The organism is Thiothrix subterranea (assembly GCF_016772315.1).
Taxonomy (GTDB): domain Bacteria; phylum Pseudomonadota; class Gammaproteobacteria; order Thiotrichales; family Thiotrichaceae; genus Thiothrix; species Thiothrix subterranea.
On sequence record NZ_CP053482.1, the window covers coordinates 3,814,103 to 3,839,640 of the forward strand.

23 protein-coding genes and 1 tRNA gene are annotated in these 25,538 nt (G+C 51.6%); 14 read left to right on the forward strand and 10 right to left on the reverse strand.

What is annotated here, in order from left to right:
* The first annotated feature begins 117 nt into the window (after positions 1 to 117).
* Positions 118 to 1,542, forward strand: a complete 1,425-nt coding sequence (locus tag HMY34_RS18825; RefSeq protein WP_202716946.1) for a tetratricopeptide repeat protein — start codon at positions 118 to 120, stop codon at positions 1,540 to 1,542.
* Here HMY34_RS18825 and HMY34_RS18830 read toward each other — a convergent pair.
* The gene (locus HMY34_RS18830; protein WP_266096938.1) at positions 1,517 to 2,230 is read right to left on the reverse strand and encodes a serine protease; all 714 of its coding nucleotides are present in this window, start codon (positions 2,228 to 2,230) and stop codon (positions 1,517 to 1,519) included. The two genes, HMY34_RS18825 and HMY34_RS18830, sit on opposite strands and share 26 nt — an antisense overlap.
* Before the next feature lie 35 nt (positions 2,231 to 2,265).
* On the reverse strand, positions 2,266 to 2,460 hold the full coding sequence (locus HMY34_RS18835) for a hypothetical protein (RefSeq protein WP_202716948.1): 195 nt from the start codon (positions 2,458 to 2,460) through the stop codon (positions 2,266 to 2,268).
* 85 nt (positions 2,461 to 2,545) lie between these two features.
* Between HMY34_RS18835 and HMY34_RS18840 the strand changes: the two genes are divergently transcribed.
* Entirely contained in the window at positions 2,546 to 3,412 is an 867-nt protein-coding gene (locus HMY34_RS18840; RefSeq protein WP_202716949.1) for a PfkB family carbohydrate kinase, read from the forward strand.
* A 1-nt stretch (position 3,413) separates the two neighbouring features.
* On the opposite strand, the gene HMY34_RS18845 is transcribed toward HMY34_RS18840, so the two are convergent.
* Positions 3,414 to 3,500: transfer RNA gene (locus HMY34_RS18845), tRNA-Leu, on the reverse strand.
* A gap of 149 nt (positions 3,501 to 3,649) precedes the next feature.
* Between HMY34_RS18845 and HMY34_RS18850 the strand changes: the two genes are divergently transcribed.
* Positions 3,650 to 4,819: a lytic murein transglycosylase gene (locus tag HMY34_RS18850; RefSeq protein ID WP_202716950.1), complete on the forward strand. Its 1,170-nt coding sequence runs from the start codon at positions 3,650 to 3,652 to the stop codon at positions 4,817 to 4,819.
* A gap of 95 nt (positions 4,820 to 4,914) precedes the next feature.
* Positions 4,915 to 6,090 carry a pyridoxal phosphate-dependent aminotransferase gene (locus HMY34_RS18855; protein ID WP_202716951.1) on the forward strand — a complete coding sequence of 392 codons (1,176 nt, stop codon included), beginning with the start codon at positions 4,915 to 4,917 and terminating at the stop codon, positions 6,088 to 6,090.
* A gap of 59 nt (positions 6,091 to 6,149) precedes the next feature.
* Here the strand turns inward: HMY34_RS18855 and HMY34_RS18860 are convergent, their stop codons facing one another.
* The 3 genes from HMY34_RS18860 to HMY34_RS18870 all read right to left on the reverse strand — a co-directional run bounded on the left by HMY34_RS18860 (position 6,150) and on the right by HMY34_RS18870 (position 8,493).
* Positions 6,150 to 6,422: a hypothetical protein gene (locus HMY34_RS18860; RefSeq protein WP_202716952.1), complete on the reverse strand. Its 273-nt coding sequence runs from the start codon at positions 6,420 to 6,422 to the stop codon at positions 6,150 to 6,152.
* Between the two features lie 146 nt (positions 6,423 to 6,568).
* Positions 6,569 to 7,456 carry a carbon-nitrogen hydrolase gene (locus tag HMY34_RS18865; protein WP_228287922.1) on the reverse strand — a complete coding sequence of 296 codons (888 nt, stop codon included), beginning with the start codon at positions 7,454 to 7,456 and terminating at the stop codon, positions 6,569 to 6,571.
* Positions 7,453 to 8,493, reverse strand: a complete 1,041-nt coding sequence (locus HMY34_RS18870; protein WP_202716953.1) for an agmatine deiminase family protein — start codon at positions 8,491 to 8,493, stop codon at positions 7,453 to 7,455. The genes HMY34_RS18865 and HMY34_RS18870 overlap by 4 nt, the downstream gene beginning before the upstream one ends.
* A 185-nt stretch (positions 8,494 to 8,678) precedes the next feature.
* Between HMY34_RS18870 and HMY34_RS18875 the strand changes: the two genes are divergently transcribed.
* Both HMY34_RS18875 and HMY34_RS18880 read left to right on the forward strand, forming a co-directional pair.
* On the forward strand, positions 8,679 to 9,251 hold the full coding sequence (locus HMY34_RS18875; RefSeq protein WP_202716954.1) for a glutathione peroxidase: 573 nt from the start codon (positions 8,679 to 8,681) through the stop codon (positions 9,249 to 9,251).
* On the forward strand, positions 9,251 to 10,216 hold the full coding sequence (locus HMY34_RS18880; protein WP_202716955.1) for a YbgA family protein: 966 nt from the start codon (positions 9,251 to 9,253) through the stop codon (positions 10,214 to 10,216). Before HMY34_RS18875 ends, HMY34_RS18880 begins: the two co-directional genes overlap by 1 nt.
* On the opposite strand, the gene recN is transcribed toward HMY34_RS18880, so the two are convergent.
* Together recN and HMY34_RS18890 are read right to left on the reverse strand one after the other, a co-directional pair.
* Positions 10,200 to 11,870 (reverse strand): DNA repair protein RecN, encoded by a 1,671-nt coding sequence (recN, locus tag HMY34_RS18885; protein ID WP_202716956.1) that lies wholly within the window; start codon positions 11,868 to 11,870, stop codon positions 10,200 to 10,202. The genes HMY34_RS18880 and recN overlap by 17 nt on opposite strands.
* A gap of 3 nt (positions 11,871 to 11,873) precedes the next feature.
* The gene (locus tag HMY34_RS18890; protein ID WP_228287923.1) at positions 11,874 to 12,740 is read right to left on the reverse strand and encodes an NAD(+) kinase; all 867 of its coding nucleotides are present in this window, start codon (positions 12,738 to 12,740) and stop codon (positions 11,874 to 11,876) included.
* Between the two features lie 104 nt (positions 12,741 to 12,844).
* On the opposite strand from HMY34_RS18890, the gene hrcA reads away from it, so the two are divergent.
* From hrcA to pgl, 4 genes are read left to right on the forward strand one after another with little or no spacing between them, the layout of a single operon-like run.
* Positions 12,845 to 13,903 carry a heat-inducible transcriptional repressor HrcA gene (hrcA, locus tag HMY34_RS18895; protein WP_202716957.1) on the forward strand — a complete coding sequence of 353 codons (1,059 nt, stop codon included), beginning with the start codon at positions 12,845 to 12,847 and terminating at the stop codon, positions 13,901 to 13,903.
* A 33-nt stretch (positions 13,904 to 13,936) separates the two neighbouring features.
* A complete protein-coding gene (gnd, locus tag HMY34_RS18900; RefSeq protein ID WP_202716958.1) occupies positions 13,937 to 15,397 on the forward strand; it encodes a decarboxylating NADP(+)-dependent phosphogluconate dehydrogenase in 1,461 nt (486 codons plus the stop codon).
* Complete coding sequence (gene zwf / locus HMY34_RS18905) at positions 15,394 to 16,893, forward strand: glucose-6-phosphate dehydrogenase (protein ID WP_202716959.1); 1,500 nt, start codon at positions 15,394 to 15,396, stop codon at positions 16,891 to 16,893. Before gnd ends, zwf begins: the two co-directional genes overlap by 4 nt.
* On the forward strand, positions 16,893 to 17,615 hold the full coding sequence (pgl, locus tag HMY34_RS18910; RefSeq protein ID WP_228287924.1) for a 6-phosphogluconolactonase: 723 nt from the start codon (positions 16,893 to 16,895) through the stop codon (positions 17,613 to 17,615). Before zwf ends, pgl begins: the two co-directional genes overlap by 1 nt.
* Positions 17,616 to 17,624: 9 nt before the next feature.
* On the opposite strand, the gene HMY34_RS18915 is transcribed toward pgl, so the two are convergent.
* Positions 17,625 to 19,169 carry a PD-(D/E)XK nuclease domain-containing ATP-binding protein gene (locus tag HMY34_RS18915; RefSeq protein ID WP_202716961.1) on the reverse strand — a complete coding sequence of 515 codons (1,545 nt, stop codon included), beginning with the start codon at positions 19,167 to 19,169 and terminating at the stop codon, positions 17,625 to 17,627.
* A 59-nt stretch (positions 19,170 to 19,228) separates the two neighbouring features.
* Positions 19,229 to 19,879 carry an NBR1-Ig-like domain-containing protein gene (locus tag HMY34_RS18920; protein WP_202716962.1) on the reverse strand — a complete coding sequence of 217 codons (651 nt, stop codon included), beginning with the start codon at positions 19,877 to 19,879 and terminating at the stop codon, positions 19,229 to 19,231.
* A 144-nt stretch (positions 19,880 to 20,023) separates the two neighbouring features.
* On the opposite strand from HMY34_RS18920, the gene HMY34_RS18925 reads away from it, so the two are divergent.
* From HMY34_RS18925 to aroE, 4 genes are all read left to right on the forward strand, one after another.
* Positions 20,024 to 22,339 (forward strand): CHAP domain-containing protein, encoded by a 2,316-nt coding sequence (locus HMY34_RS18925; protein WP_202716963.1) that lies wholly within the window; start codon positions 20,024 to 20,026, stop codon positions 22,337 to 22,339.
* Positions 22,340 to 22,398: 59 nt separating this feature from the next.
* Positions 22,399 to 23,469, forward strand: coding sequence for a hypothetical protein (locus HMY34_RS18930; RefSeq protein ID WP_202716964.1), 1,071 nt, complete (start codon positions 22,399 to 22,401; stop codon positions 23,467 to 23,469).
* A gap of 195 nt (positions 23,470 to 23,664) precedes the next feature.
* Positions 23,665 to 24,672 (forward strand): porphobilinogen synthase, encoded by a 1,008-nt coding sequence (gene hemB, locus HMY34_RS18935; RefSeq protein WP_202716965.1) that lies wholly within the window; start codon positions 23,665 to 23,667, stop codon positions 24,670 to 24,672.
* Positions 24,665 to 25,513, forward strand: a complete 849-nt coding sequence (gene aroE, locus HMY34_RS18940; protein WP_202716966.1) for a shikimate dehydrogenase — start codon at positions 24,665 to 24,667, stop codon at positions 25,511 to 25,513. The genes hemB and aroE overlap by 8 nt, the downstream gene beginning before the upstream one ends.
* Positions 25,514 to 25,538 lie beyond the last annotated feature (25 nt).

The following is a 25,538-nucleotide window of genomic DNA, read 5'->3' on the forward strand; positions in this document are numbered from 1 at the left end:
TTATTATTAATTGCTTATGTTCTATGAGTATAGTGATGTGTATTATAGCAATTCACCTCAAATAGCTATAATATCGAACAAATCAACCCTAAGTGTCATTACAATTTGGATAACATTATGATGTCTGACGAATGCATTGCTCGCCAGATGCGTAGCATTTTTTTCCCAGCGCACCAGCGCCATGCCTTTCATCGCCTTAATGTGGAATACCTCGCATCCTTACAAGGGCTGGAATCGCCCGCCCTGAGCGACCTGCTAGAAACAGGCATACGCGGCAATTTGCAGCGAGCGAGTGAGAGTGATGCGGTGATGCCGAGCTTACGCCATCAAGTGGAATGGATGGCGGCGCTTATTGCCCAGCAAGGTGCATGGCTACAGCAAGATAAGGAACGCCAGCGCAAGCAATTGCTCAGCAATAGCGAAGGCAATTTCATCTTATACCGTGCGGGTATGAGCGTTGATTTTGCGGGGAAAAAGCTATCAGAAGCCTTGCTGGTTCCGGTGCATGATGCCCAGCAGCGGGTAGCACTGGCAGTGCAAATGCTCAAAGATGGGTTGCAGGTCAACCCACTCAATTACCGCGCCCATTTTGAGCTGGGCTGGGCGTATTTGTTTATGCTGAATCAATTGCCGGAAGCCACGTTTCATTTGGACGCAGCAGCGCAACAGGCACAGGCCGCTTCTGACCCTTTGTTTGCGCGGTTTGCACGACGGCATTTGGCTGATGCTTGGTATGGGCGGCAAGAATTTAGCAAAGCAGCCGACATTGCCTTGAGTATTTTGCCTGAGGCGGCTCCCGATGATCTGGAAGTGCGTTATGAATTGTCGCGTTATTTGAGCGCCGCTGGTGACATCCCCTCAGCAGCACAATATTTGGCGCAAGTGGTCGGGCGTTCAGCGATTCACTACGTACAGGCGCAAGCTGAACCAGATTTTGTCGGGCAGGGTGAAATCCAGACGGTGTTGGAAGATTTGCGCAGTATTCGCCTCCAACGCATTCAGCATTATGTTCATGCCAACTGGAAACAGGATGCGCTCGCAACCTTACCCTTGCCCGATCAGATTGATTCGGGTGAGTTGTTCAACCAAGTGGTGGATCAGCATGAGCGGGTGATGACGCATTTGCCTTATGCGACCTTGAGCCAGCGCGAAAAGCAAATAGGGGATCGGATTTTGGATGCCTCCAGACAGCGTATTATCCGTGAAGTGCGTTTGCGTTCGCGTCACTACGAACAAGTGGCTGAAAAAGAGCGCCAGCGTTGGTCATGGGTCAATCAGACGGGCGGCGTTTTGGTGCATTTATCCACCATTTTGCTGTTGGCTTCCCTCATGTTTTACCTGCTACGTTTTGCGCTGGATCTCTTGGGGGTGGGTAATTTGTTGAATGCCGACACTTTGGTCGGCAATATTTTGGGAAGTATGCTGTTGCTGGGCATCACCGGGGTGACGCTGCTTCAATTTGTGCCGTGGGGCATGAAAAAATTGTTACTGAAGCAGCTTGAACTCGACAATACGGTCAGTGTTTTGAAGTCTTCTTCCTGAACAACACCAGTGCGGGAAACAGCAGGGCTAACCAACCGCCTTCCAATACGCCCGCCCCGCCCGGATAGCTGGCGCGTGGGTCATTCAGTGATGCAACCGGTGCTTGTGCATAAGGTGGCGGCGCAAATTGCTGAATCCAAGTGGCATAACTGGCAACACGGGTGTAAATGCCATATTTCCCCGGCATTGCGCAACCTTCGCCTTGACTAACAATGCCTACCTGACGGTAAACCCCGTTTTGTTGCACCATCAGGGGGCCGCCGCTATCGCCAACGCAAGCGTCGCGCCCACCTTGTGGGTAGCCTGCGCACAACATGCTGGATTGAATTTTGCCACCGTAAGAGGTCGGGGCATTGCAGGCTTCATTGGGAACGATTGGAACCGTGACTTGCTGCATTTGCGTGGGATAATTGCCGGGATAGCCGTTATTGGCCTTGGCAGCACGTGCGCCCCAGCCAACCACGGTTGCGGCAGTGCCGGGCGGCGGATTATCGGCGTAAATGGGCATGGTTGCGCCTTCTAAGGGGGCTGCCAGCATCAACAGCGCTAGGTCATTCGCGCCATTGCTCATGTTATAATGGGGGTGAACCACAATTCGCTGAATTTGCATGTGCCGCCCATTCGGGGAATCTAACCCGGTTGCCCCTGAAAACGTCACCAAGTCGGGCGTGCCGTATTCATAATACAAGCCTTCCGCTTCGCCCCTGATACAATGCGCGGCAGTCAGCACCCACAGGGGTGGATCAGATTGCCACCGCAGAGTATTTGCCCATCGCGGGTGGTTTTGATGGCAACGACCGAAGGCCAAGCGTTTTGCCCAACTGGATTGCCGCCGACAATGCGCATGGTCAACTCGTTAGCGTTGAGTGTTTGCAGCGGCATGAGTGCCAGAAGTAGCAGCCCTAATAATTTGTACATTATAAATCCCCTGTGACGTTATCATTTTGCCCACTGATTACGACCACGGGATTTTAAAAAATACTGCATAAGGATGAAAAAATTTATGAGTTTTATTTTAGTAACCGGCAATGCGACGCTGGATATTGTCAATGTGGTTGAGCATTACCCACAAGAAGACGAGGAAATGCGTGCGGTGCAGCAGTGGCGCGAGACGGGCGGCAATGCGGCGAATGTGGCGCAAGTGTTGGCGGATCACCTGCATCGCTGTGATTTTTGCGGATTAATTGCGCAAGACAATGACGGCGATCACATTTTTAGCGCATTGGGCGAAAAATCCATTGGTTTGGAATACGCGGTGCGTCAAACGGGTAAATCCCCCGTGTCTTACATCACCCTGAATCAGCAAAATGGCAGTCGCACGATTGTGCATCACCGCGATTTGGTGGAATTGGCGGCGGCGGATTTTTGCCGGATTCCGGTATCGCATTACGATTGGTTGCACTTTGAAGGGCGTAACGTGGCTGAACTCGCTGCGATGCTGGCTTATGCCCGCGACAATATTTTCGACCAACCCGTATCGCTGGAAATCGAAAAAGTGCGGGATGGCTTGGAAGATTTGATTCCGCAAGTGGATCTGGTGATGTTTCCGCGAGCGTATGCGCAGGCGCACGGGTTTCAGGATGCGGAAAGTTTTTTGCGTGATCGGCAAGCCAAACACGGCAAGGTGTGGATGACGTGTACGTGGGGGGCGGAAGGTGCTTGGGCAATTGATCAGCTTGGGGTGGTCTTTCATGCGCCAGCGTTGGCGGTTGAAGTGGTGGACACGTTGGGGGCGGGCGATGTGTTTAACGCTTGCCTGATTCATGCGTTGGCAACGGGGCAATTGCTGGAGGAGGCGTTGCATTACGCCGTGAAGATGGCGGGGCGGAAAGTGCAGCAGCAGGGATTGAACGGATTTCTAGCGAAATGAATGGTGCCCGGAGCCGGACTCGAACCGGCACGCTGTTACCAGCGAGAGATTTTAAGTCTCTTGTGTCTACCGATTTCACCATCCGGGCAGGAGGGACTTAGGTAGGGCGCTAATACTACCTAACTCTACTGCTGGCTGCCAGTATTTTTGTTAGCATTTTGCAGTTTCCGCCACCATAACCGTCAGCCTGCTATAATGCGTCGTATTATTGGGATGCTAAAAGGAATCAGCCGCACCATGCAGTATTTAAAAACCGTGTTGTTTACTATGGGAATGTTGTCAGGTGCAATCGTGCAGGCCGATTGTACCCCGCCGGATTTTAAGCGTTGGATGACAGATTTCCAGCAAGAAGCCACCGCCGCCGGTTTGCCCGCAGACGTACTCAAGAACCTCAAACCTGACTCCGCTGTGCTTAAGCGCGACCGTTCGCAGCAAGTGTTCGCTCAAGATTTCCTCACCTTTGCCACCAAGAAGGTCAGTGCGAACCGTTTGGGGTTGGGGCGCACGCATCTAAAAAAACACGCGGCGTTGCTGAAGCGTATCGAACAGGAATACGGCGTACCGGCTGAAATTTTGGTGGCGCTATGGGGTTTGGAAACCGATTTTGGAGCAGTCACGGGCGATTTTTCCACGCTACGTTCGCTGGTAACGTTGGCGCACGATTGTCGCCGCTCGGATATGTTTCGTGCTGAATTGCTCAGTGCATTGCAATTGGTGCAAAAAGGCGATTTGACCCCTGCAAAGATGCGTGGCGCATGGGCGGGCGAGGTGGGGCAATTGCAATTCATGGCATCCAGTTATGACCGCTATGCGGTGGATTTTGATGGCGATAAGCACCGTGATTTGATTCATTCCAGCGCCGATGCCTTAGCGTCTGCGGCAAATTTGCTGAAGATTAACGGTTGGCAAGCGGGTGAACCTTGGCTCCAAGAGGTGAAAGTTCCCATCGAGATGGATTGGTCGCTGGCGCGTTTGAATAACCGTTTGCCGCTGGAAGATTGGGCGGTGCAAGGTGTTAAATATGCCGATGGTAGTGCTTTAAGTGGCACTGGTGCGGCGGCTTTGTTGTTGCCGATGGGTAGACATGGCCCCGCATTCCTTGCCTTTCCGAATTTCGAGGTATTTTTGGAATGGAATGAATCGACGGTGTACGCCACGACTGCGGGCTATTTTGCCACGCGGTTGGCGGGTGCGCCGGTGCTGCGCCAAGGCAATGCGCCCGTTAACGTGCTGACAGTCGGGCAAACTCAACAGTTACAAGCGAAACTGCAAGCACAGGGACAAGCTATTTCCAAAGTCGATGGGATTATTGGTGAGGAAACTCGCGAAGCAGTGCGTCAGGTGCAGCAAAAATTAGGGCTGCCGGTGGATGGCTACCCTGATCCTGAATTGCTGGCACGCCTGTAATGCAGTAACATTACCCACCGCAAAATAGGTATACAGGTACGGCAACGGGTAACGCTTGCCGAGTTTATGGATAACACGTAATACGGTTGGTTTCAGTGGATATACAACTTTCACAGCGCGTTGGGCGCGTCAAACCTTCGCCTACTCTTGCCATCACGGCATTGGCAGCTCAGCTTAAAGCATCAGGCCGCGATATTATCGGTTTGGGGGCAGGTGAACCCGATTTTGATACTCCCGATCACATTAAACAGGCGGGCATCGAAGCCATCCAAACCGGTCAAACCCGTTACACGGCGGTAGACGGTACACCTGCTTTGAAACAGGCGATTATCCGTAAATTTAAACGCGATAACGGTTTGGATTTCACCCCAAAACAGATTTTGGTGTCGTGTGGTGGCAAACAGAGTTTTTATAACTTGTGTCAAGCGCTGCTGAATGCGGGGGATGAAGTGATTATTCCCGCACCCTACTGGGTATCGTACCCCGATATGGTGTTATTAGCCGATGCAGTGCCGGTCATTGTTGCCGCTGGTCAAACCGAAAACTTCAAGTTATCCGCCGCCAAATTAGAAGCGGCGATTACCCCGAAAACGCGCTTATTTGTGATCAATAGCCCTTCAAACCCGACCGGGGTGGCGTATACAGGTGAAGAATTGGCGGCACTCGGTGAGGTATTGCGGCGTCATCCTCATGTCTTAATTGCCACCGATGATATGTACGAGCATGTGCTGTTTGAAGGGCGAAAGTTTGTCAATATTTTGAATGTTTGCCCGGATTTGTACGCGCGTACCATTGTGCTGAACGGGGTTTCCAAAGCGTATTCCATGACCGGATGGCGTATTGGTTACGCTGGCGGCCCGGAAAAGCTGATTGAGGCGATGACAATTATCCAGTCACAAAGCACCTCAAATCCCACTTCCATTTCGCAATACGCGGCGGTGGTGGCGTTGGATGGCGATCAGGGCTTCATTCAAACGATGGTGAACGCTTTTGAACAGCGTCATGCCTTCGTGGTAAAAGCCTTTAATGCCATGGATGGCGTGGATTGTTTGCCAGCCGATGGCACGTTCTACAGTTTTCCGAACGTAGAAGGCATGATCCAGCGTTTAGGGCTGGAAAACGACACCGCTCTCGCCAGCTATTTGCTGGATAAAACCGGCGTGGCGGTAGTGCCGGGTTCGGCCTTTGGCCTAGACGGGCATATCCGCATTTCGTTTGCGACCAGCATGGCGAATCTGGAGAATGCCTTGGGGCGCATCGCTTCCGTTTAATTTGCCAAGCAATTGGCAGCTAATAGCGGCTAATGAAGGGCGGGAAGTTCTCGCCCTTTTTAGTTGCCTGACACGGGGTATTGATTTTCTAAATGCGTCATGACCAAATCTTGCAAGATGATAAATTCATCATTTTGCAATAAATCTTTGTAGAGTTTGTTGCCCAATAATGTGCGCAGTTTTTCGTACAAGTAGGGTAATTCAAAAGCTGTGTGTGTGGTATTGTGCGTCATCGTGGTGTTTTTCAAACGTGCCTCAGCGGGTAGTGCCGTCAGTGAAGTCGCAATGAATAACACCCCTAATGCAACAACTTTGCAGTGTTGACTCAACATAATAAGCCCCCTCTATTGGTATTCCAACCATCTCAACGCTAACACTAAAATTTATTATCGCGCCGATCAGTCACATTGTGATGTGAGCAGGTTCACATTCATAGAGGAAACTTTGCTTTTTATCAATAAACTTATGAATCTGGTGATCAATCGCGGTAGCGGCGCACCAAGTCGGCATACGCATCAATCCGCCGATCACGCAAGTAAGGCCACCAGCGTCTGACTTGCTCGGTGCGGTCTAAATCCAGCGTGACGACCAGTTCGGCAGGGGTGGTGGTATCGGCTTGTGCCAGCAATTCGCCTTGCCAGCCGACAATCATGCTCGATCCCCAAAATTGACTGCCTGCGGTTTGCCCGCTGGGGTCGCCTTCAAAGCCGATGCGATTGGCGCTTAATACCGGGATATTGTTGGCAACGGCGTGCGAACGTTGAATGGTTATCCACGCTTCGCGCTGCCGCGCTTGCTCTTCTGGCGTATCTTGCGGGTTCCAGCCAATCGCAGTGGGGTAGAGCAGCAATTCTGCGCCCGCAAGTGCCATCAGCCGTGCGGCTTCGGGATACCACTGATCCCAACAGACCAACACGCCTAACGTTGCCAAGCGGGTTTTGATTGGGGTGAAACCCAGATCGCCGGGGGTAAAGTAGAATTTTTCGTAATAGCCGGGGTCATCGGGGATGTGCATCTTGCGGTATTTCCCCGCAATGCTGCCATCGGTATCCAGCACCACAGCGGTGTTGTGATACAAGCCCGTGGCGCGTTTTTCAAACAAGGAACATACAATCACAATGCCCAATTCGGCAGCGAGTTTGCCCAAGGTGTCGGTGCTAGGGCCGGGAATGGTTTCGGCAAGGTCGAAATAATCGGTGTCTTCGACTTGGCAGAAATACAGCCCGGTATGCAATTCCTGCAACATCACTAACTGTGCACCTTGCGCAGCAGCGCGGCGAATTCCAGCGATACTCTGTTCCAAATTGGCGGTGTAATCGGCGGTATTGCTGTGTTGCACCACGGCAACGGTGACGGGACGACTCATACGCTAACGACCTCTTGCGGAATTTGCATGGTGATACAGTGGAGACTGCCGTTTTGGGCAATCAACGCGCGGCAATCAATCGGGATAATCTCATGCTGCGGGAATGCGGCTCGCGTTTGTTCGATGGCAACCGGATCAAAACATTCATCGGCATACACGGGTAACAATACCGCACCATTGATGATCAGGAAGTTGACGTAACTCGCGGGCAAGCGCCGCCCCTCTGCGTAAATCGCTTCCGGCATGGGGATCGGAAATAGGCGGTACGGTTCACCATTGGCTTGACGTAAGGCTTGCAGTTCGGTTTGCATCGCTTGCAACGCGGGGTAATGCGAATCGGCTGAATCGGTGCAACTCATGTACACGATACTCTCAGCGTCAGCAAAGCGTGCCAGCGTGTCGATGTGCGCATCGGTATCGTCGCCTTCCAAATGCCCGTGTGCCAGCCACAAAATGCGGGTAACACCGAGTGCTTGGCGTAATTCGGCTTCGATTGCGGTTCTATCCAGTGTTGGGTTGCGGTTGGGGTTGAGCAGGCAAATTTCCGTGGTCAGCAATGTGCCTTGCCCATCCGTTTCGAGGCTGCCGCCTTCCATCACCAGCGTGTGCGCTTCCAAAACATTGTGTTGCAGCAAGGGGAGCGCGGCGAGTTGTCGATTAACCGCATTGTCTTGCGCCGCGCCGAATTTGCCGCCCCATGCATTGAAGGTGAAATCCAGCAATAAGGGTTTGCCATCGCGCATCACGGTGATGAATCCGAAGTCCCGCGCCCAGGTATCATTGTAAGGCATTTGCACGAAATGTACCCGTTCTGGTCGGTAGGTTTGCGTGCTTAATGCGGCGATAATGTGTGCCTGATGCGGTGCATCGTGGCAGAGCAATAGCACGTTTTCGCGGTGGCTGATGGCACTGACGATTTCGGCGTAACAGGTTTCAGCAGCCTCCAGATTGTCTGCCCAGTCGGTGTCGGGGTGCGGCCATGCCAATAAAACGCCCCATTGGGGATGCCATTCGGCAAGAAAGTCACGATTTTCCATCAGATTTGGTCACATCATCGGCTAACAAAGCCGCGATTATACAAAGCTGTTTTGTTAAGGGCGACTGTTATTCTGCATTGGCGCATACGGTTATTTTCCCCTTATTTGCTTGTAGCTATTTAACCAAAATGCGACAAAGGTGGGACAATACTTATATTTACCATTATGACAGAGAGCAGATGACCATGATTAAGCAACTTTTCGGCTTGGCAATCAGTTTGTTTGCCGCCAGCAATGCACTGGCTGAACCCGTGGCAGGGCCTGCCACCGACAATGGTTGCCCGGCGGCGCTGAATTTCACCTTACGCGAATTGGGTTCGGATAAAACCGTTAATTTGTGCGAAGCCTACAAGGGCAAGGTGGTGTTAATGGTGAATACCGCCAGCAAGTGTGGCTTCACCCCGCAATTTGACGGTTTGGAGAAGTTGTATAGTGACTACAAAGATCGTGGTTTGGTGGTACTGGGGTTTCCCTCCAACGATTTCGCTGGGCAAGACCCCGGTTCAGAAAAAGAGATTAAGGATTTTTGCGAGCTGACCTATGGGGTTAAATTCCCCATGTTTGAGAAAACCCAAGTGCTCAAAGACAATGCGTCGCCACTTTACAAAGTGCTAGGGGAAATGGCGAAAGAGCACCCTAGTTGGAATTTCCATAAATACGTGCTGAATACCAAGGGCGAGTTAATCGGCAGTTTTTCCAGCTTTGTGACCCCGCAAAGTGATAAACTGGTGAAATTAATTGAAGCGAACTTGCCGTAATGCAGCATGAAGACAAAATAAAAATTGGGATTAGCGCTTGCTTGTTGGGTCAGCAAGTGCGTTTTGATGGCGGGCACAAGCATGACGGTTATATTACCGGCACGCTTGGCCTGTATTTTGACTTTGTGCCGCTCTGCCCGGAAGTGGGCATCGGCTTGGGTGTGCCGCGCCCGACTTTGCATTTGGTGCGTAATGACGGCTCGTTGCGGGCAGTGAATGTGAAAGATCCAACGATTGATCATACGGATGCATTATCTCGCTATTTTGAACAATCGCTACCGCAGTTAGCAGGTATCCACGGCTATATTCTGAAGAAAAACTCGCCCAGTTGCGGCATGGAGCGGGTGAAAGTTTACACATTGGTGAAGCAAAATTTGCCGCCAGATCGCGATGGCGTTGGTATTTTTGCGCAGGCGTTACGCGAAAAATTTCCCTTGCTACCCGTTGAGGAGGAGGGAAGGTTGTGCGACCCCGTGCTGCGGGAAAATTTTATCGGGCGGATTTTTGTGTATCACCGCTGGCAACAATTACTCGCGGCGGGGTTGAAAGCGGCTGATTTGGTCGATTTTCATGCTGATCACAAATACGTGCTGATGGCGCATGACCAAGATATTGCGCGTGAATTAGGGCAAATGGTCGCCCAAGCAGGGGTTGTAGACGATTTGCCCGCATTGGCGGCAGATTATTTTCGCTTACTCATGACCGCATTGGAAAAACGGGTAACACGCGGGCAACATGCTAATGTGCTGATGCACTTGATGGGCTATTTGAAAGGCTGCATTGACGCGGCAGATCGGCAGGAAATGCTGGATACGATCCACCAATACCGGCACGGCTATGTGCCGCTGGTCGTGCCGATTACCTTGTTGAAGCACCATTTCCGGCGGCATCCGCAACCGTATATTGAACGCCAGCATTACCTGAATCCGCACCCCAAAGAGTTAATGCTTAGGAACCAGTTGTAAGCATCTCTTTTGCCAACGCGCGGGTTGCGTGCGTGATTTCCATCCCGCCAATCATTCGCGCCACTTCTTCCACGCGCTGTGTTTGCGTCAAATGCACAATGCCCGTGCTGGTATATTCCGCGCCTTTGATCTTGGTCACTTTGTAATGCTGGTGTGCTTGCGAGGCGACTTGTGGTAAATGCGTGACGCACAAAACTTGGCGATTCGTGCCGAGGGTGCGCAGTTGTTTGCCGACCACTTCGGCAATGCCGCCGCCAATGCCGGTATCCACTTCGTCGAAAATCAGCGCAGGCAGGGTAACTTTTTGCGCGGCAATCATTTGAATCGCCAAACTAATGCGTGACAGTTCGCCACCGGATGCGACTTTCATCAACGGTTTAAGCGGTTGACCGGGGTTGGCGCTGACGGTGAAATCAATGCTATCCATGCCCGTTGCCTGAAAAGTATTGGCGGCATCGTGAACCACTTGAATCGCAAATTTGCCACCCTGCATTCCCAGTTGTTGCATGGCTTGCGAAACGCCGGTGGAAAGTTGTTGCGCGGCTTGCTGACGTGCATGGCTCAGCAGACTGGCTTGTTCGCGGTAAGTCTCAGTCGTCGCTTGTAATTGTTGTTCGAGCGCGTCGAGGTCGTAATCGCCGCCATCGAGTTGCGCCAGTTCTTGCTGGATATGCGCTAAACGTGCGGGGAGTTCGGGCGGTTCGGTGCGGTATTTGCGGGCAAGGCTACGAATGTCAGCAATGCGATTTTCGACTGCTTGTAGGCGTGCCGGGTCAATGTCGAGGCTTTCGGCGTAATCGCGCAATTGCGCAGCGGCTTCTTGCAGTTGAATCTGGGCGCTGGTGAGCAATTCCAGCGACGGTTCTAAGTGCGCATCCACCCGTGCTTGCTGGGCAAGATCGTGAATCACGCGACCCAAGGCCGAATACAGCGACGGCTCGTCGTCGTAGAGTTGCGCGTAACCTTGCGCGGCAGTGCTACGGAGTTGTTCGGCATTGGCAAGGCGGTTGAGTTCCTCATCAAGCTGCTCGGTTTCATTGGGTTGCAACGCGAGGGCTTCGAGTTCTTGCGACTGAAAACGCAATAAGTCGATGCGTTCTTGGTGCTGCTGGTTTTGACTGCTTAATAAGGTGACGCGCTCGTGCAATTTTTTCCATGCTGACCATGCGCGGCGGGTGTTGTCCAGTAGCGTATCGTTGTCGGCGAAGGCATCCAACATCTGGCGTTGCGCATCTTTTTTCATCAGCGATTGGTGTTCGTGCTGACCGTGAATGTCGACCAGTTGTTCACCGAGTTCGCGCAATTGGGTGAGGTTGGCGGGGGAGCCGTTGATCCAGGCGCGTGATTTGCCTTGCGCGGAAATGACGCGGCGGAGGATGCAGGTGCCATCTGCGCCTTCCATGCTTTGCGCTTCCAGCCACACGCGGGCGGAAGGGGTTTGGGTAATGTCGACGCTCAGGGTGATTTCGGCTTTGTCTGCGCCGTGGCGTACCGTGCTGCTGTCGGCTTTATCGCCAAGCACTAAACCGATGGCATCGAGTAGGATGGATTTGCCTGCACCGGTTTCGCCGGTTAAGGCCGTCATGCCGGAATGCAGTTCGAGTTCCAGTGTGTCGATAATCGCAAAATCGCGGATGTGGATGTGGGTCAACATGGCTTACGGTTGCACTCCCCAATGCAGTTTTTCACGCAAAATATGGTAATAATCATAGCTTTGCGGGTGTAATAAACGCACTTTTTCCGGGCGAGTATGAATGCGCAACGCATCGCCGGATTCCAGCTCAATATTGTTATGCCCATCGAAAGACACGCGGGCAGGAATATCGCGGTCTTCGCACAATTGAATGTCGATCACGCTTTGATTGCTGATGACCAAGGGGCGGTCACTCAGGGTGTGCGGGCAAATCGGCACCAGTGCCAAGGCTTGCAGGGCAGGGTGCAGAATGGGGCCGCCACTGGAAAGTGCGTAGGCGGTTGAGCCGGTGGGTGTGGTAATAATAATGCCGTCGGCGCGTTGGGTGTTCACAAAATAACCGTCAATGCGGGTGGTGAATTCGATCATGCGCACTTCATTGCGCACATGCAGCACCACGTCGTTGAGTGCTTCGCCACTGCCGATGATTTCCTCTTCACGGATAACGTCGGCGTGGAGCACGAAACGGGCTTCTTCTTTGTATTGCCCCGCTAACATTTGCTCCAATTGGGTGAGCATGTCAGCGGGGGAAATATCCACCAGAAAACCGACGCGCCCTAAGTTGATGCCAATGAGGGGGACTTCGTGATCGGCGAGTAACCGCCCGGTGGAGAGTAATGTGCCGTCGCCGCCGACGACGATGGCAAGGTCAATTTGCCGCGCCAGCAGGTCGGAGGGCATGGTGGGCAAGCCTAAAATAATGCCTGCATCGCGGTCACAATGGACGTGATAACCGCGTTCCAACAGGAATTCGTGCAACTGAAACAGCGTCTTGTCGACGCGGGTATCGTTGGGTTTGGTAAACAGACCGATGTGAGAAAACGGGTTCATAACCGATGCTTGTGTGAGTAAAGTGGTAAGGCTGGCAAAGCTGGGAATAAAATGCAAGTTAAACAGGCTTGTATCTGTGATGCTTTGCCCCTATAAATGATGGCATGACAATACGCCAGCACCCAGAACTCAACGAACGCGCCCGCCACATCCTCAAAGTGTTGGTGGAAAGCTATATCCAAGACGGACAGCCCGTTGGTTCGCGCAACCTTGCCCGCAGCAGCGGCTTGGATTTAAGCGCCGCCACCATCCGCAATGTGATGGCGGATTTGGAGGATATGGGTTACATCCGTGCGCCGCACACCTCGGCAGGGCGCATCCCCACCTCGCAAGGCTACCGCTTCTTCGTCGATGCGTTAGTCAATATCAAGCCGCTCGAACAGCACGCCATGCACATCCTGCAAGGGCAGTTGAAGGCGGAACGCGACCCCGCCGCCTTAATCCAATCCGCCTCCAGTTTGCTCTCTGGGATTACCCAACTGACGGGCGTGGTGAGTTTGCCGCGCCGCAATCCTTCGTCCATCCGCCAGATTGAATTCCTGAGCTTATCAAGTCGGCAAGTGCTCGCCATTCTGGTGATGAACCGCAACGAAGTGCAAAACCGTATTATCCAACTCGATGCGGATGTGAGTTCCTCTGAATTGCAACAAGCCGCCAATTTCCTCAATGAACGTCTGATCGGCAAAGATTTGCAGCAAGCCCGCGCTGCCTTGCTCGAAGAAATGCGCGAACACCGCGAAGACATGAATCGCATGATGCTCTCCGCCATAGAGCTGGGCGAAAAAACCGTCGCCGATTTAGGCGATCAAAAGCAAGATGAAGATTGCGTGATTGCGGGTGAAACTAACCTGATGGGTTACGATGACCTGTCGGATATTACCAAGTTGCGCGAATTGTTTGCCGCCTTCACCCGCAAGCGCGATATTCTGGGTTTGTTGGACAAATGCTTGCAGGCGGATGGGGTGAAAATTTTCATTGGGCGCGAATCCGGTCAAGCGGTGTTCGACGAATGCAGTCTGGTGACAGCGCCGTATGAAGTCGATGGCGAGCAATTAGGCGTTCTCGGTGTGATTGGCCCCAAACGCATCCCGTATGAACGGGTGATTCCTGTTGTTGACATTACTGCGAAATTACTGAGTCTGGCGTTGAAATCACGCCATTAGCGTTCCCCCTAATACAATTAAAATGAGGATAGTATGGACACCACTCCCAGCAACATCGGTTTAATCGGTCTCGGCGTAATGGGGTCAAACCTTGCGCTAAACCTGAATGATCACGGCTATGCGCTTAGCGTATACAACCGCACTTACACCCTCACCGAACACTTCATGGCGCAACAGGCACAGGGGCGCACGATTCAAGCCGCGCAAACCTTACCCGAATTCGTCAACCAACTGGCGCAGCCACGCATTATTATGCTGATGGTCACAGCCGGTCTTGCAGTCGATGCGGTGATCGAGCAACTGCTACCGCTGCTCAACCCCAACGACATTATTATCGACGGCGGTAATTCCAACTACAAAGACACCACGCGCCGTTGGCAGGAGTTGACTGCGAAAAACATTCGTTTTGTCGGCATGGGCGTATCAGGCGGGGAAGAGGGGGCGCGGCATGGCCCTTCCCTCATGCCCGGTGGCGCGGTCGAGGCATGGCCTGCGATTCGCGATATGTTTCAAGCCGTTGCTGCCAAAGTGGAGGGTGTCCCTTGCTGTCAATGGCTAGGGGAAGGCGGTTCGGGGCATTACGTCAAAATGGTGCACAACGGCATCGAATACGGCGATATGCAACTGATTGCCGAAGCCTGCCATTTGATGCAACACGCGCTGGGAATGGATTGCGACGCAATGGCGGATACCTTCGCCGCGTGGAATCAAGGCAAGCTCGAATCGTATTTGATCGACATTACCAGCCAGATTTTGCGCCAGAAAGATGCAGGCGGTAGCCCGCTCGTCACCAAAATTCTCGACCGTGCGGGGCAAAAAGGCACGGGGTTATGGACGGCGCAAGATGCGCTCGAACATGCCGTGCCACTGACGTTGATTGGCGAAGCGGTTCATGCGCGGATGTTGTCGGCGCGTAAGGATGAGCGTGTCGCTGCCTCCCAAATCTTGGGCGGCTTATCAGCACCTGTGGCGGCAGAACAGCGGCAAGCCTATCTCGATGCCATCCACGACGCGTTGTATGCGGCGAAGTTGGTGTCGTATGCGCAAGGTTTCATGCTGATGCAAACTGCCGCGAAGCAATACGGCTGGCAGTTGCCGTATGGCGATATTGCCTTGCTGTGGCGGGCGGGTTGCATTATTCGCAGCCGTTTCCTTGGTGATATTAAAGCCAGTTTTGAACGTGAGCCTGTGCCGCAAAACCTCTTGCAAGATCCGTTTTTCGCGCTGGAACTCAAGCAAGCCGCCAGTGGTTGGCGTAAAGCGGTGGCGTTGGCGGTGATGCAGGGTGTGCCTGCTCCGGCGTTGTCGTCGGCGTTGGCATTTTTTGATGGCTACCGCTGTGCGGACGGTTCGGCGAATATTTTGCAGGCACAACGGGATTTCTTTGGTGCGCATGGCTATCAGCGGGTGGACCGTGATCCGGCGCTGCATTTTCATACGCATTGGGGCGCTTCGACTGCGCTCAGCGCACAGGGTGCGGAGGAGCAGTTATGAGTTGCGGTTGCGCGGGGATTTCACACGCTTACGTTATTTTTGGCGCGACGGGCAATCTGGCGGTGCATAAGTTATTGCCAGCGCTTTACCAACTGCATGGCATGGGGCATTTGGCGGATGATGTGGAAATCCTCGGTTGCGGACGTACTCCATTCACGCGGGATTCGTGGCGGGCAGCCGTGCGCCAGCAATTGCTGAAGCAAGGTGTGGCGGAAGATGCGGTGTTGGATAGCTTCATCCAGCGCTTGGACTATTTGGCGGGGAGTTTGACCGAGGCGACGTTTTACCAAACCTTGGGTGCGTGGATTCAGAGCGATGGCGAATGCGCCAATAATGTGATTTTCTACCTCTCGGTCAGCCCGGATTTGTACGTCACTGTCACGGAAGGGCTGGCGGCAGCGCAATTGTTGGATGAGGCGCAAGGTTTCCGACGCATGGTGATCGAAAAGCCGTTTGGTCACGATTTGGAATCGGCGCGTACTTTGCAGCACAGCCTCAGTGAACACCTTAAGGAAGAGCAGATTTACCGGATTGACCATTATGTGGGCAAAGAGGCGGTGCAGAATTTGCTGGTGTTGCGTTTCGCTAATCTGATTTTAGAGCCATTGTGGAATCGTTATCACATTGACCACATTCAGATTACCCACGCGGAAACGGTGGGAGTGGATGGGCGTGCCAGCTATTACGATAAGAGCGGCGGGGCGGTGCGCGACATGATTCAAAGCCATTTGCTGCAAGTGATGGCGCTGTTGGCAATGGAACCCCCCGTGTCGTTGGAAGCGGAAGCCTTGCGCAATGAAAAGGTCAAGGTGTTGCAATCCATTCGCCCGGTAAATTTAGAGCAGCTTGCGACCCATGCGATTCGCGGGCAATACGCGGCGGGCGAGGTGAAGGGTGAAGCTGTCCCCGGCTATTTGCAGGAAACGGGGGTGGCAGCGGGTAGCCATACCGAATCTTACGCGGCAATGAAACTCTACATCGACAATTGGCGTTGGAAGGATGTGCCGTTTTATTTGCGTACCGGCAAGCGGTTGAAAGAGCGGCGTTCGTTGGTGGCAGTGCGTTTTAAACAGCCGCCGATGCAGTTGTTTAAGGGCAGCGGGGTGTATCAGCCGCATCCGAATTGGTTGCTGATTGGGATTCAGCCGGAAGATGCAGTGCGCATGGAAATTTCTGCGAAAGTGCCGGGGTTGGAAATGCGCACCCGCCAGATTGTGATGGATGCGTCGGTGAGTACGCCGGGTGAGCGCAAGGCCGAAGCCTATGAGGAATTGTTGTTGGATGTGATTAAGGGCGACCGTTCGCTATTTTTGCGGTATGACGAGGTGAAAGCGGCGTGGACAGTGGTTGACCCCGTGATGCGACGTTGGGCTGATGATGAGCAGTTGCCGTTGCAATACCCAGCGGGCGGTTGGGGGCCGAAGGCGGCAGAAAAGATTTTTGGTGATTCGGATAGAGCCTGGCGGCATACCTTGTCGTGTAACGGGGGCGAGTGATGTTGCCGAGTGATACGCAAGTGTTGGTAGATGCGGAGGCGGTGGCGCAGCGGGCGTGTGAGTGGATTGCAGCGGCGGCAGCGGTGGCGATTCGGGAGCGTGGGGTGTTTCGCTTGGTGTTAGCGGGGGGCGGTACGCCGCAGCGGGCGTATGATTTGCTGGCGGATACGTTGCAGGATTGGGATAGGTGGGAGATTTTTTGGGGGGATGAGCGGTGTTTGCCGGTTGAGCATGGGGAGCGTAATTCGCGGATGAGCTTGCCGACGGTGCGGCGCTTTCCGATTCCGGCGGAATTGGGGGCGGAAGCGGCGGCGGTGGCTTATGCGCAGACTATCCGTGAGAAATTGCCGTTTGATGTGGTGATGTTGGGGATGGGGGAAGATGGGCATACGGCGAGTTTGTTTCCGCAGGATGGAGAAAAAGGAAGAGGGCGACCGCCGGTCGCCCCTACGAAATCATCCCCTGTAGGGGCGACCGGCGGTCGCCCTCTTCCTCTTCTCTCTCTAACGGTGGCGGTGTTTGATGCGCCGAAGCCGCCGCCGGAGCGGGTGAGTTTGAGTGTGGCGGCGTTACAGGCGTGTCGGCAGCAATTGGTGCTGGTGACGGGGGCGGGTAAGGTCGAAGCGTTGGCGCAATGGCGTAGCGGGGTGCGTTTGCCGATTGCGTTGGCGGTGCGGGAGGATGCTTGTTTGTTGGTGGATGCTTCTGCTTACGGTCAATAGTGGGGCGCGTTAGCCTTTCTCCCACTCAAACCCGACGATATTGCGGATTTGTTTGCTGAACTCGATGCCGACCAGATATAACTCCCGCCCGTCGCGGTATTTGTCGGCGTAGTATTTGGTTTTGATTTGTGCCAATGCTGTGCCGCTGCTTTGTTCGGTGTCGATGGCTTTGAACTCGAAAATGAATAACTTGTTGTCCACGATGGCGGTTAGATCGATTTGTCCGGTGGCGGTGACATCTTCCGCAATGGTGGTCGCACCACAAGCGACCATGTGGGCGTAGAACAGGCTGGCGTAATAGCCTTCGTACTGGTCAATACTGTTATTGCGATACCAATCGTGTGGGATGCTGGCGAAGAAGCGTTTGAACGTATCCCGTAGCCCGTCCATGTCTGCTTTTGCCAGTAGGCGGTAGATTTGTATGCTGGTTTGCGGGGCGCGACTGTTGGTTGGGGTGAGGTAGCTCAGTAAATGGGTGGTTAGGCTGAGTTTGACTTCAAGGTTGGGGTAGCCTAAGACGAAACCCAATTGGTTGCCCATTTGCAGGGTTTCGTGGATGGTGAGGTAACCTGTCTGGAATAGCAGCACTTCGGCGGGGATATTGTCGATGTCGATGCTGCCAAGGCTGGACTCTTGGACTTCGAGATATTCCAGTTGCGGCAGGTAGTAATGTCCGGTTTTGAGCAAGGTCAGCAGAAAGCTGGGGGTGGCGGTTTCAAACCAGTAGCTGCGAAATTGTTGCCCTTTATCGACAAATAACAAGATGTCAAACGGGTTATAAACGGACTCCCCTAACCAATTGTAACCATTGTACCATGCCCTCACTCGTGCCATATCCGCGCCTTTTAGATGGTCATGGAAATGGTGTTCCAGTTCGCTTTGGGTGTAGCCGCACAGGGCGCTGTAACGGGCATCCAGCGTGATGTCGTTGAGGTTGTTTAACCCGCTGAAGAGTGAGACTTGGGAAAATTTGGATACGCCGGTCAGTAGTACAAAGCGCAGCAGGGTGTCACGTCCTTTCAGTACCGAATAGAGGTTTTTTAGACCGTCACGCAATTCGGCGGCGCGTTGGCTGTCCAGAATTTGGTCGAGGATGGGCTTGTCGTATTCGTCGATCAGCACTACCGCAGGTTGCCCGTGGTGTTCCACGGCTCGTTCAAGCAGGAGGGAAAATTGCTGTGGAATGTCATCCGTTTCGGGTAGTTCGATTTGTAGGCGTTTGGCATTGTTGTGCAACTGTGTGCGGATGCGGCTATCCAGTTGTGTGCGGTCGGTATGTACGCCGTCGTTGAAGGTGATGTGGATGACGGGGTGTTTTTTTGTCCAGTCCCATAACGGGTGAATGGCTAAGCCTTGGAACAGTAGTTCGTTGCCCTCGAAGAGTTCTTTGAGGGTGTCAACCAGCAGGGATTTACCGAAGCGGCGGGGGCGGGAGAGGAAGTGATAGCGACTGGTTGTCACCAGTTGGTGGATCAGGGCTGTTTTGTCCACGTAGACGCAGCCGTCGTTGAGAATGCTGCTGAGGGTGCTGATGCCGATGGGGAGTTTTTTCATACAAGGTGCTTGCAGTCAGAAAATAGGATTCAAGTATAGCGAAAATTATTTAACAGGGGTCATAGCGAGATCACCTTAACCATGCAAGAAAGTGGAGAATTGTTAGGAAAGCAGTAGTTACCTGCCACGTCAACCATTTTCCAGCAGGAAATCACTGTGCAGGGGTAGCTGGGCGCGGTGAAGTCGATGGCAATGTCAATTTGAGCGTGCGGTGGCATGTCGGGCAGTAGGTATCTGTTGTTGGCTGGTCGTAGGCCATGCGTCACGATGTTACCGTCTTGTTGACGAACCTTTAGCAGGTTATCGAGGCATATAATACTGCGTTCTTTCCAATGGAGTGTTCCGGTATTTTGGATGCGCCAAATTTTTTCAAAGGTGGTGTTAACGGCGATTATTTCACCATCTGGGTAAGTGATGTCACCTATAAAGCCAATATCGTCCCCTTCTGCAAAGCTTATTGTGCGACCTTCCATGCCGCCGTGGTAGGTAGAGCCGTTGTATTGGAAGTAGACACTGAATAATTCCATCGGATGAACGCCGAGTGCTTCAGCAATTTTGATTAGAGTTTTGAATTTTGCCTCGCCTACATCACCATTAAGAAGATTGTACAAAGTCTTGCGACTGATACCCGCTTTCTTTGATAAGTTATCCATGTTGAGTTGATTTTTTAGTGTTTTTTTTCGTAAAAATGAACCAAATTCGGTGTCCATGGTTGTTAACCTCTAAAGTTTTACGAGTGAACGTGTGTATTGTACTACACATATAACCAATAAGCGCTGTCTATTTGATCGAAATTTGATTAATATGAATTTGTCAATGTGCTAATAGATACCGTTTATCTTTGGAGGTTGGTTATGAGATGGCAGGCAAAAGATGGTGAAATACTATCTGTTCGGTTCTTCTTTTTTATTTTTATACTTTTCTTGGGAATTGGTGTGCCGTCCCAAGCAGCAGCAGATGACCACGGCAACAACACGGGCAGCGCAAGCAGTATTAGCCTGAACAGCAGTGCCAACGGAGTAATTGAGTCCGGTGGTGACATTGATTACTTCCGTGTGACAACGAGTGGGGCAGGGACACTGACGGCTTATACCACGGGTTCTACCGATACTTACGGAACTTTGTATAGTGGCAATTCATTGGCGAGTAATGATGATGCGAATGGCAGCACCAACTTCCGTATCCAGTACAACATTCCAGCGGCAGGAACGTACTATGTGGCGGTCAGGCATTACAGCAGCAGCCAGACAGGAAGCTACTCCCTGCGGGTGGACTTTGTGGGTGACAGCATTGTACAGCCCCCTGTTGTGCAGCCACCTAGCGGTTCAGGTGACGACCACGGCAACAACACGGGCAGCGCGAGCAGTATTAGCCTGAACAGCAGTGCCAACGGAGTAATTGAGTCCGGTGGTGACATTGATTACTTCCGTGTGACAACGAGTGGGGCAGGGACACTGACGGCTTATACCACGGGTTCTACCGATACTTACGGAACTTTGTATAGTGGCAATTCATTGGCGAGTAATGATGATGCGAATGGCAGCACCAACTTCCGTATCCAGTACAACATTCCAGCGGCAGGAACGTACTATGTGGCGGTCAGGCATTACAGCAGCAGCCAGACAGGAAGCTACTCCCTGCGGGTGGACTTTGTGGGTGACAGCATTGTACAGCCCCCTGTTGTGCAGCCACCTAGCGGTTCAGGTGACGACCACGGCAACAACACGGGCAGCGCGAGCAGTATTAGCCTGAACAGCAGTGCCAACGGAGTAATTGAGTCCGGTGGTGACATTGATTACTTCCGTGTGACAACGAGTGGGGCAGGGACACTGACGGCTTATACCACGGGTTCTACCGATACTTACGGAACTTTGTATAGTGGCAATTCATTGGCGAGTAATGATGATGCGAATGGCAGCACCAACTTCCGTATCCAGTACAACATTCCAGCGGCAGGAACGTACTATGTGGCGGTCAGGCATTACAGCAGCAGCCAGACAGGAAGCTACTCCCTGCGGGTGGACTTTGTGGGTGACAGCATTGTACAGCCCCCTGTTGTGCAGCCACCTAGCGGTTCAGGTGACGACCACGGCAACAACACGGGCAGCGCGAGCAGTATTAGCCTGAACAGCAGTGCCAACGGAGTAATTGAGTCCGGTGGTGACATTGATTACTTCCGTATTTCAGTACCCCGCTCAGGAATGATTGACATTTATAGCACTGGTAATACAGATACTTTTGGTATTCTATATAATATTTCTGGTAGCCAGATTGCTTCCAATGATGATGGAAATGGTACTTATGGAAATAATTTCCATATTAATCAATGGATACAAGAATCTGGAACTTATTATATTGCTGTTCGTCATTACTCTAGTTCTCAAGTTGGTGGTTATCAGTTACAGGTGAATTTCTCGTTACCATCTGATGCTCCTACTCTGCAAGAACCATCGGACGGGACTAATAATGTGCCAACTTCTGGAGGCATAACTTTTAGGTGGAGTGCTCCATCTAACGCAACTAACTATCGTATTGTTATTAGCCAGAATAATAGTTTTAGTGGTTTTAACGAAAGTACGATGCAGTGTGATGGAACTTGTTTTACTAATGACTCACCAATTACTACTAATCAGTATGTAAAGCCATCGCTTACTTTGTCAGGACATACTTATTATTGGCGTGTTAGGGCGAATGGAACGGGTGGCGCAAGCGGCTGGAGTAGTGTGAGTAGTTTTACTACAAGTGGAGGTGTTGATATTTCCCAATATCGTTATGCTGATTATTGCAGAACAATTCAGGGGGTAAATGTGCTTGGAGCAGTGGATGATTATAGTTTTTATAAGTGTCAATGCACATCTTATGTCGCATGGCGATTAAATATGCGAGGAGTTCCTTTTACTAATTGGTATGAGGGTGTGCATTTTAGTGATGCAAAAACATGGGATGATAATGTTGCACAAACAAATGGTAAGGTCGCTATTATTTCCAATCCTCAGGCAGGAGATATAGCGGTATATAACTCTGGAGATTCTGGTCATGTGGCTTATGTTGAATCTATTAATTCAAATGGTACGATAAATATCTCTGAATATAATTGGGGAAGTTACAATGCTCCTGGTCAAAGGAGTAATTTAAACAGAGGCTTATTTAACTTCCTTAGGTTTTATTAATTATTTTTCCGCCTCTAAGTCTAATATTATGACTTAGAGGTGATGAGGGGGGCAAGCTCATGAACAAAAAATTTTTATTTAATATAGTATTATTTTCTATAGGATTAATCGGTGGAACCTATTACTTATTTTATGATGATTTTTTGGAAAGAAAGCAAATTTTTTCGTACCAAAAATCATTGGTGGAAATCTTTAAAATAGAACCAAATAAAAGCGCTATCATTGAAGTTAATAGTGAAGGCAACACTGTTGTTAATGAAATGCTCAAAGAAAATACCAGTAATAAGCAATTATTTGTTGAAATAGATGAATTGTTAAGTAAATCTTATTTAGATTTGAGCATGTTGGATAGTAACGTTATTAGTAAGTGTTCGATATGTTTGGATAAGCTCTCAGGAGTTTTTTTATCTAGTCAACTATCCAGCGATGAAATTATAAAATTTGCTACAGCTCTATCTAAAGGGAATCACCCAGAAATTGCGGAGATGTTAGTTAATACTTTACACCAAATTATAGTTCAAGAAGGTTATAGTGAGCGAAGTGATGTGATTTTGTCTGTTCTTGCTAACTTTGATTCGCCTCAATCCGCCAGTGTTTTTGCAGATTATTTGGTGAAATCAAGTTTAGCAGGGGAGGGGGCTGTTGATACTGTTGTTGGCAAAACTTTGCGTAAAATAGTTTTAGGAACAACAGATAGCCACCAAGTAGGTATAGATCTGGCACAAAAATTCTTCGATAGTACCGATATGCAGCAACGTGAGCGGATACTTGCTATTGGACATCCAGAGTCTTTAGTTCAAATTGGGCTGACTGCTGTTGAGCAGGGAGATATTTTGTCTTTCCAAATGGTTGCTGAATCTTTTCGAGATACATCCGGTGTTCAAATGCCAGATGCATTGCTTGCTCTTTACCGAAAACAAGGTATTGATTCATATCAATTAAGTGAAACTTTCAAACTTGCCGGTGAGTGGGCTACTCAACATGCTGAAGGTAAGACGTTGGATTTTGTCGAAAGTCAGCTTGTAAATGGTGATCTTTCTGAAGGAGAAGAGCAACTAATAATCAATATGATTAAAAATAGCCCAGATCCTCGTGGCAAGGTTATACTGAGCAAATACCAACAACAATAAGCTTGAAAATATGTTGACTTTTTTGGAAGTTCAAAACTGAAATGTGCAGTCACGTATATGGTTGTGGATGTTCCAGTGATCATGCCGGATGAAAAAACTGTGTCGTGCTGGATACGGCGGCATACCGCCAATAGTTGGCATTCCCCCGACAAACGGGCAAAATAAGCGATCTTTTATTCACTGACAGGGCTTGCAATGGCTATTTACCCCGGAATGTACCCTTACACCCGTATGCGCAGGATGCGCCGTGATGATTTTTCCCGCCGTTTAATGCGCGAAAACGTGCTGACTGCCAATGATTTGATTTGGCCAGTGTTTGTGATGGATGGCGAGAATCAGCGCGAAGCCATTGCCTCCATGCCCGGTGTGGAGCGGATTAGCATTGATCTGTTGGTGAAAGAAGCGGAAGCAGCGTTCAAACTGGGCATTCCGGCAATGGCGATTTTCCCTGTGACCCCGCAATCCGCGAAAACCGATAAGGCGGAAGAGGCGTGGAATCCCGATGGTTTAGCGCAACGCGCTGTGCGGGCGATTAAAGCCGCTGTGCCGGAATTGGGTGTGATTACCGATGTGGCGCTTGACCCGTTCACCTCGCACGGGCAGGACGGCTTGATGGATGAAAACGGCTATATCCTCAACGATGAAACCGTGGCAGCTTTGACCAAGCAGGCGCTTTCCCACGCCGAAGCGGGCGCGGATGTGGTCGCACCGTCGGATATGATGGACGGGCGTATCGGTGAAATTCGTGACGTATTGGAACAGCATGGGCATTTGAACACGCGCATTCTGGCGTACTCCGCGAAATACGCTTCAAGCTTTTATGGCCCATTCCGTGATGCGGTTGGTTCGGCTGCGAATTTGAAGGGCGGCAATAAATACAGCTACCAGATGGATCCTGCTAATTCCGACGAAGCCTTGTGGGAAGTCGCGCTCGACCTGCAAGAAGGCGCGGATATGGTGATGATCAAGCCGGGAATGCCCTACCTCGACATCGTGCGCCGTATCAAAGAAGAGTTCAAAGCGCCTACCTACGTCTACCAAGTCAGCGGCGAATACGCGATGTTCAAAGCAGCGGGGATGAATGGTTGGATCAACGAAAAGGCGTGCGTGATGGAAGCCTTGCTGGGGATGAAGCGTGCGGGGGCGGATGGTATTTTGACGTATTATGCCAAGCAGGTGGCGGAGTGGTTGAAGCATGACTGACAACTACGCCGTTTTCGGCAACCCCATCGCCCACAGCAAATCCCCGCGCATCCACACCCTATTCGGCGCACAAACCGGCGACGCCGTCGAATACGGCGCAATCTGTGCCGAACCGGAAGAATTCGCGCAAGACGTGATGCTATTCCTCATCGCTGGCGGCAAAGGTTGCAATATCACCGTGCCTTTCAAGCAAGAAGCGTGGGAATTGGCGGACGAACTCAGCGATTACGCTGCCCGTGCCAAAGCGGTGAATACGCTGGCATTCCGCGATGATGGCACGATGGTCGGGCATAACACTGACGGTATCGGTATCGTGCGTGACTTGCAGCAAAACCACGGCATTGCCTTGCAGGGTAAACGTATTTTGCTGCTAGGCGCAGGCGGGGCAGTGCGTGGCGTCTTGCAACCGTTGCTGGAAGCACAACCTGCCAGCTTGTTTATTGCCAACCGTACCGCCGCGAAAGCACTGGAATTGGCGTGCGATTTCGCGGAATTCGGGCAAATATCCGGCGATGGCTTTGCGGACATCAGCGGGCAGTTTGACCTGATTATTAATGGCACGGCTGCCAGCTTACAGGGCGAATTGCCGCCATTACCCGATGGGTGTTTGGCAAGCGGCGGTTGTACCTACGACATGATGTACAGCGCCAAGCCCACCGCTTTTGTGGAATGGGGCAAGGCGCAAGGTGCAGCACAAGCACTTGACGGTTTAGGGATGCTGGTCGAACAAGCAGCGGAAGCATTTTTCATCTGGCGCGGGGTTAGACCGGATACTGCACCGGTTTTAACCCATTTGAGGGAAGAATTTCAGTCGCTTAGGGGCTACAATCCTATGACGTAGATACGAAAAAAAGCAGCGAGGGTTT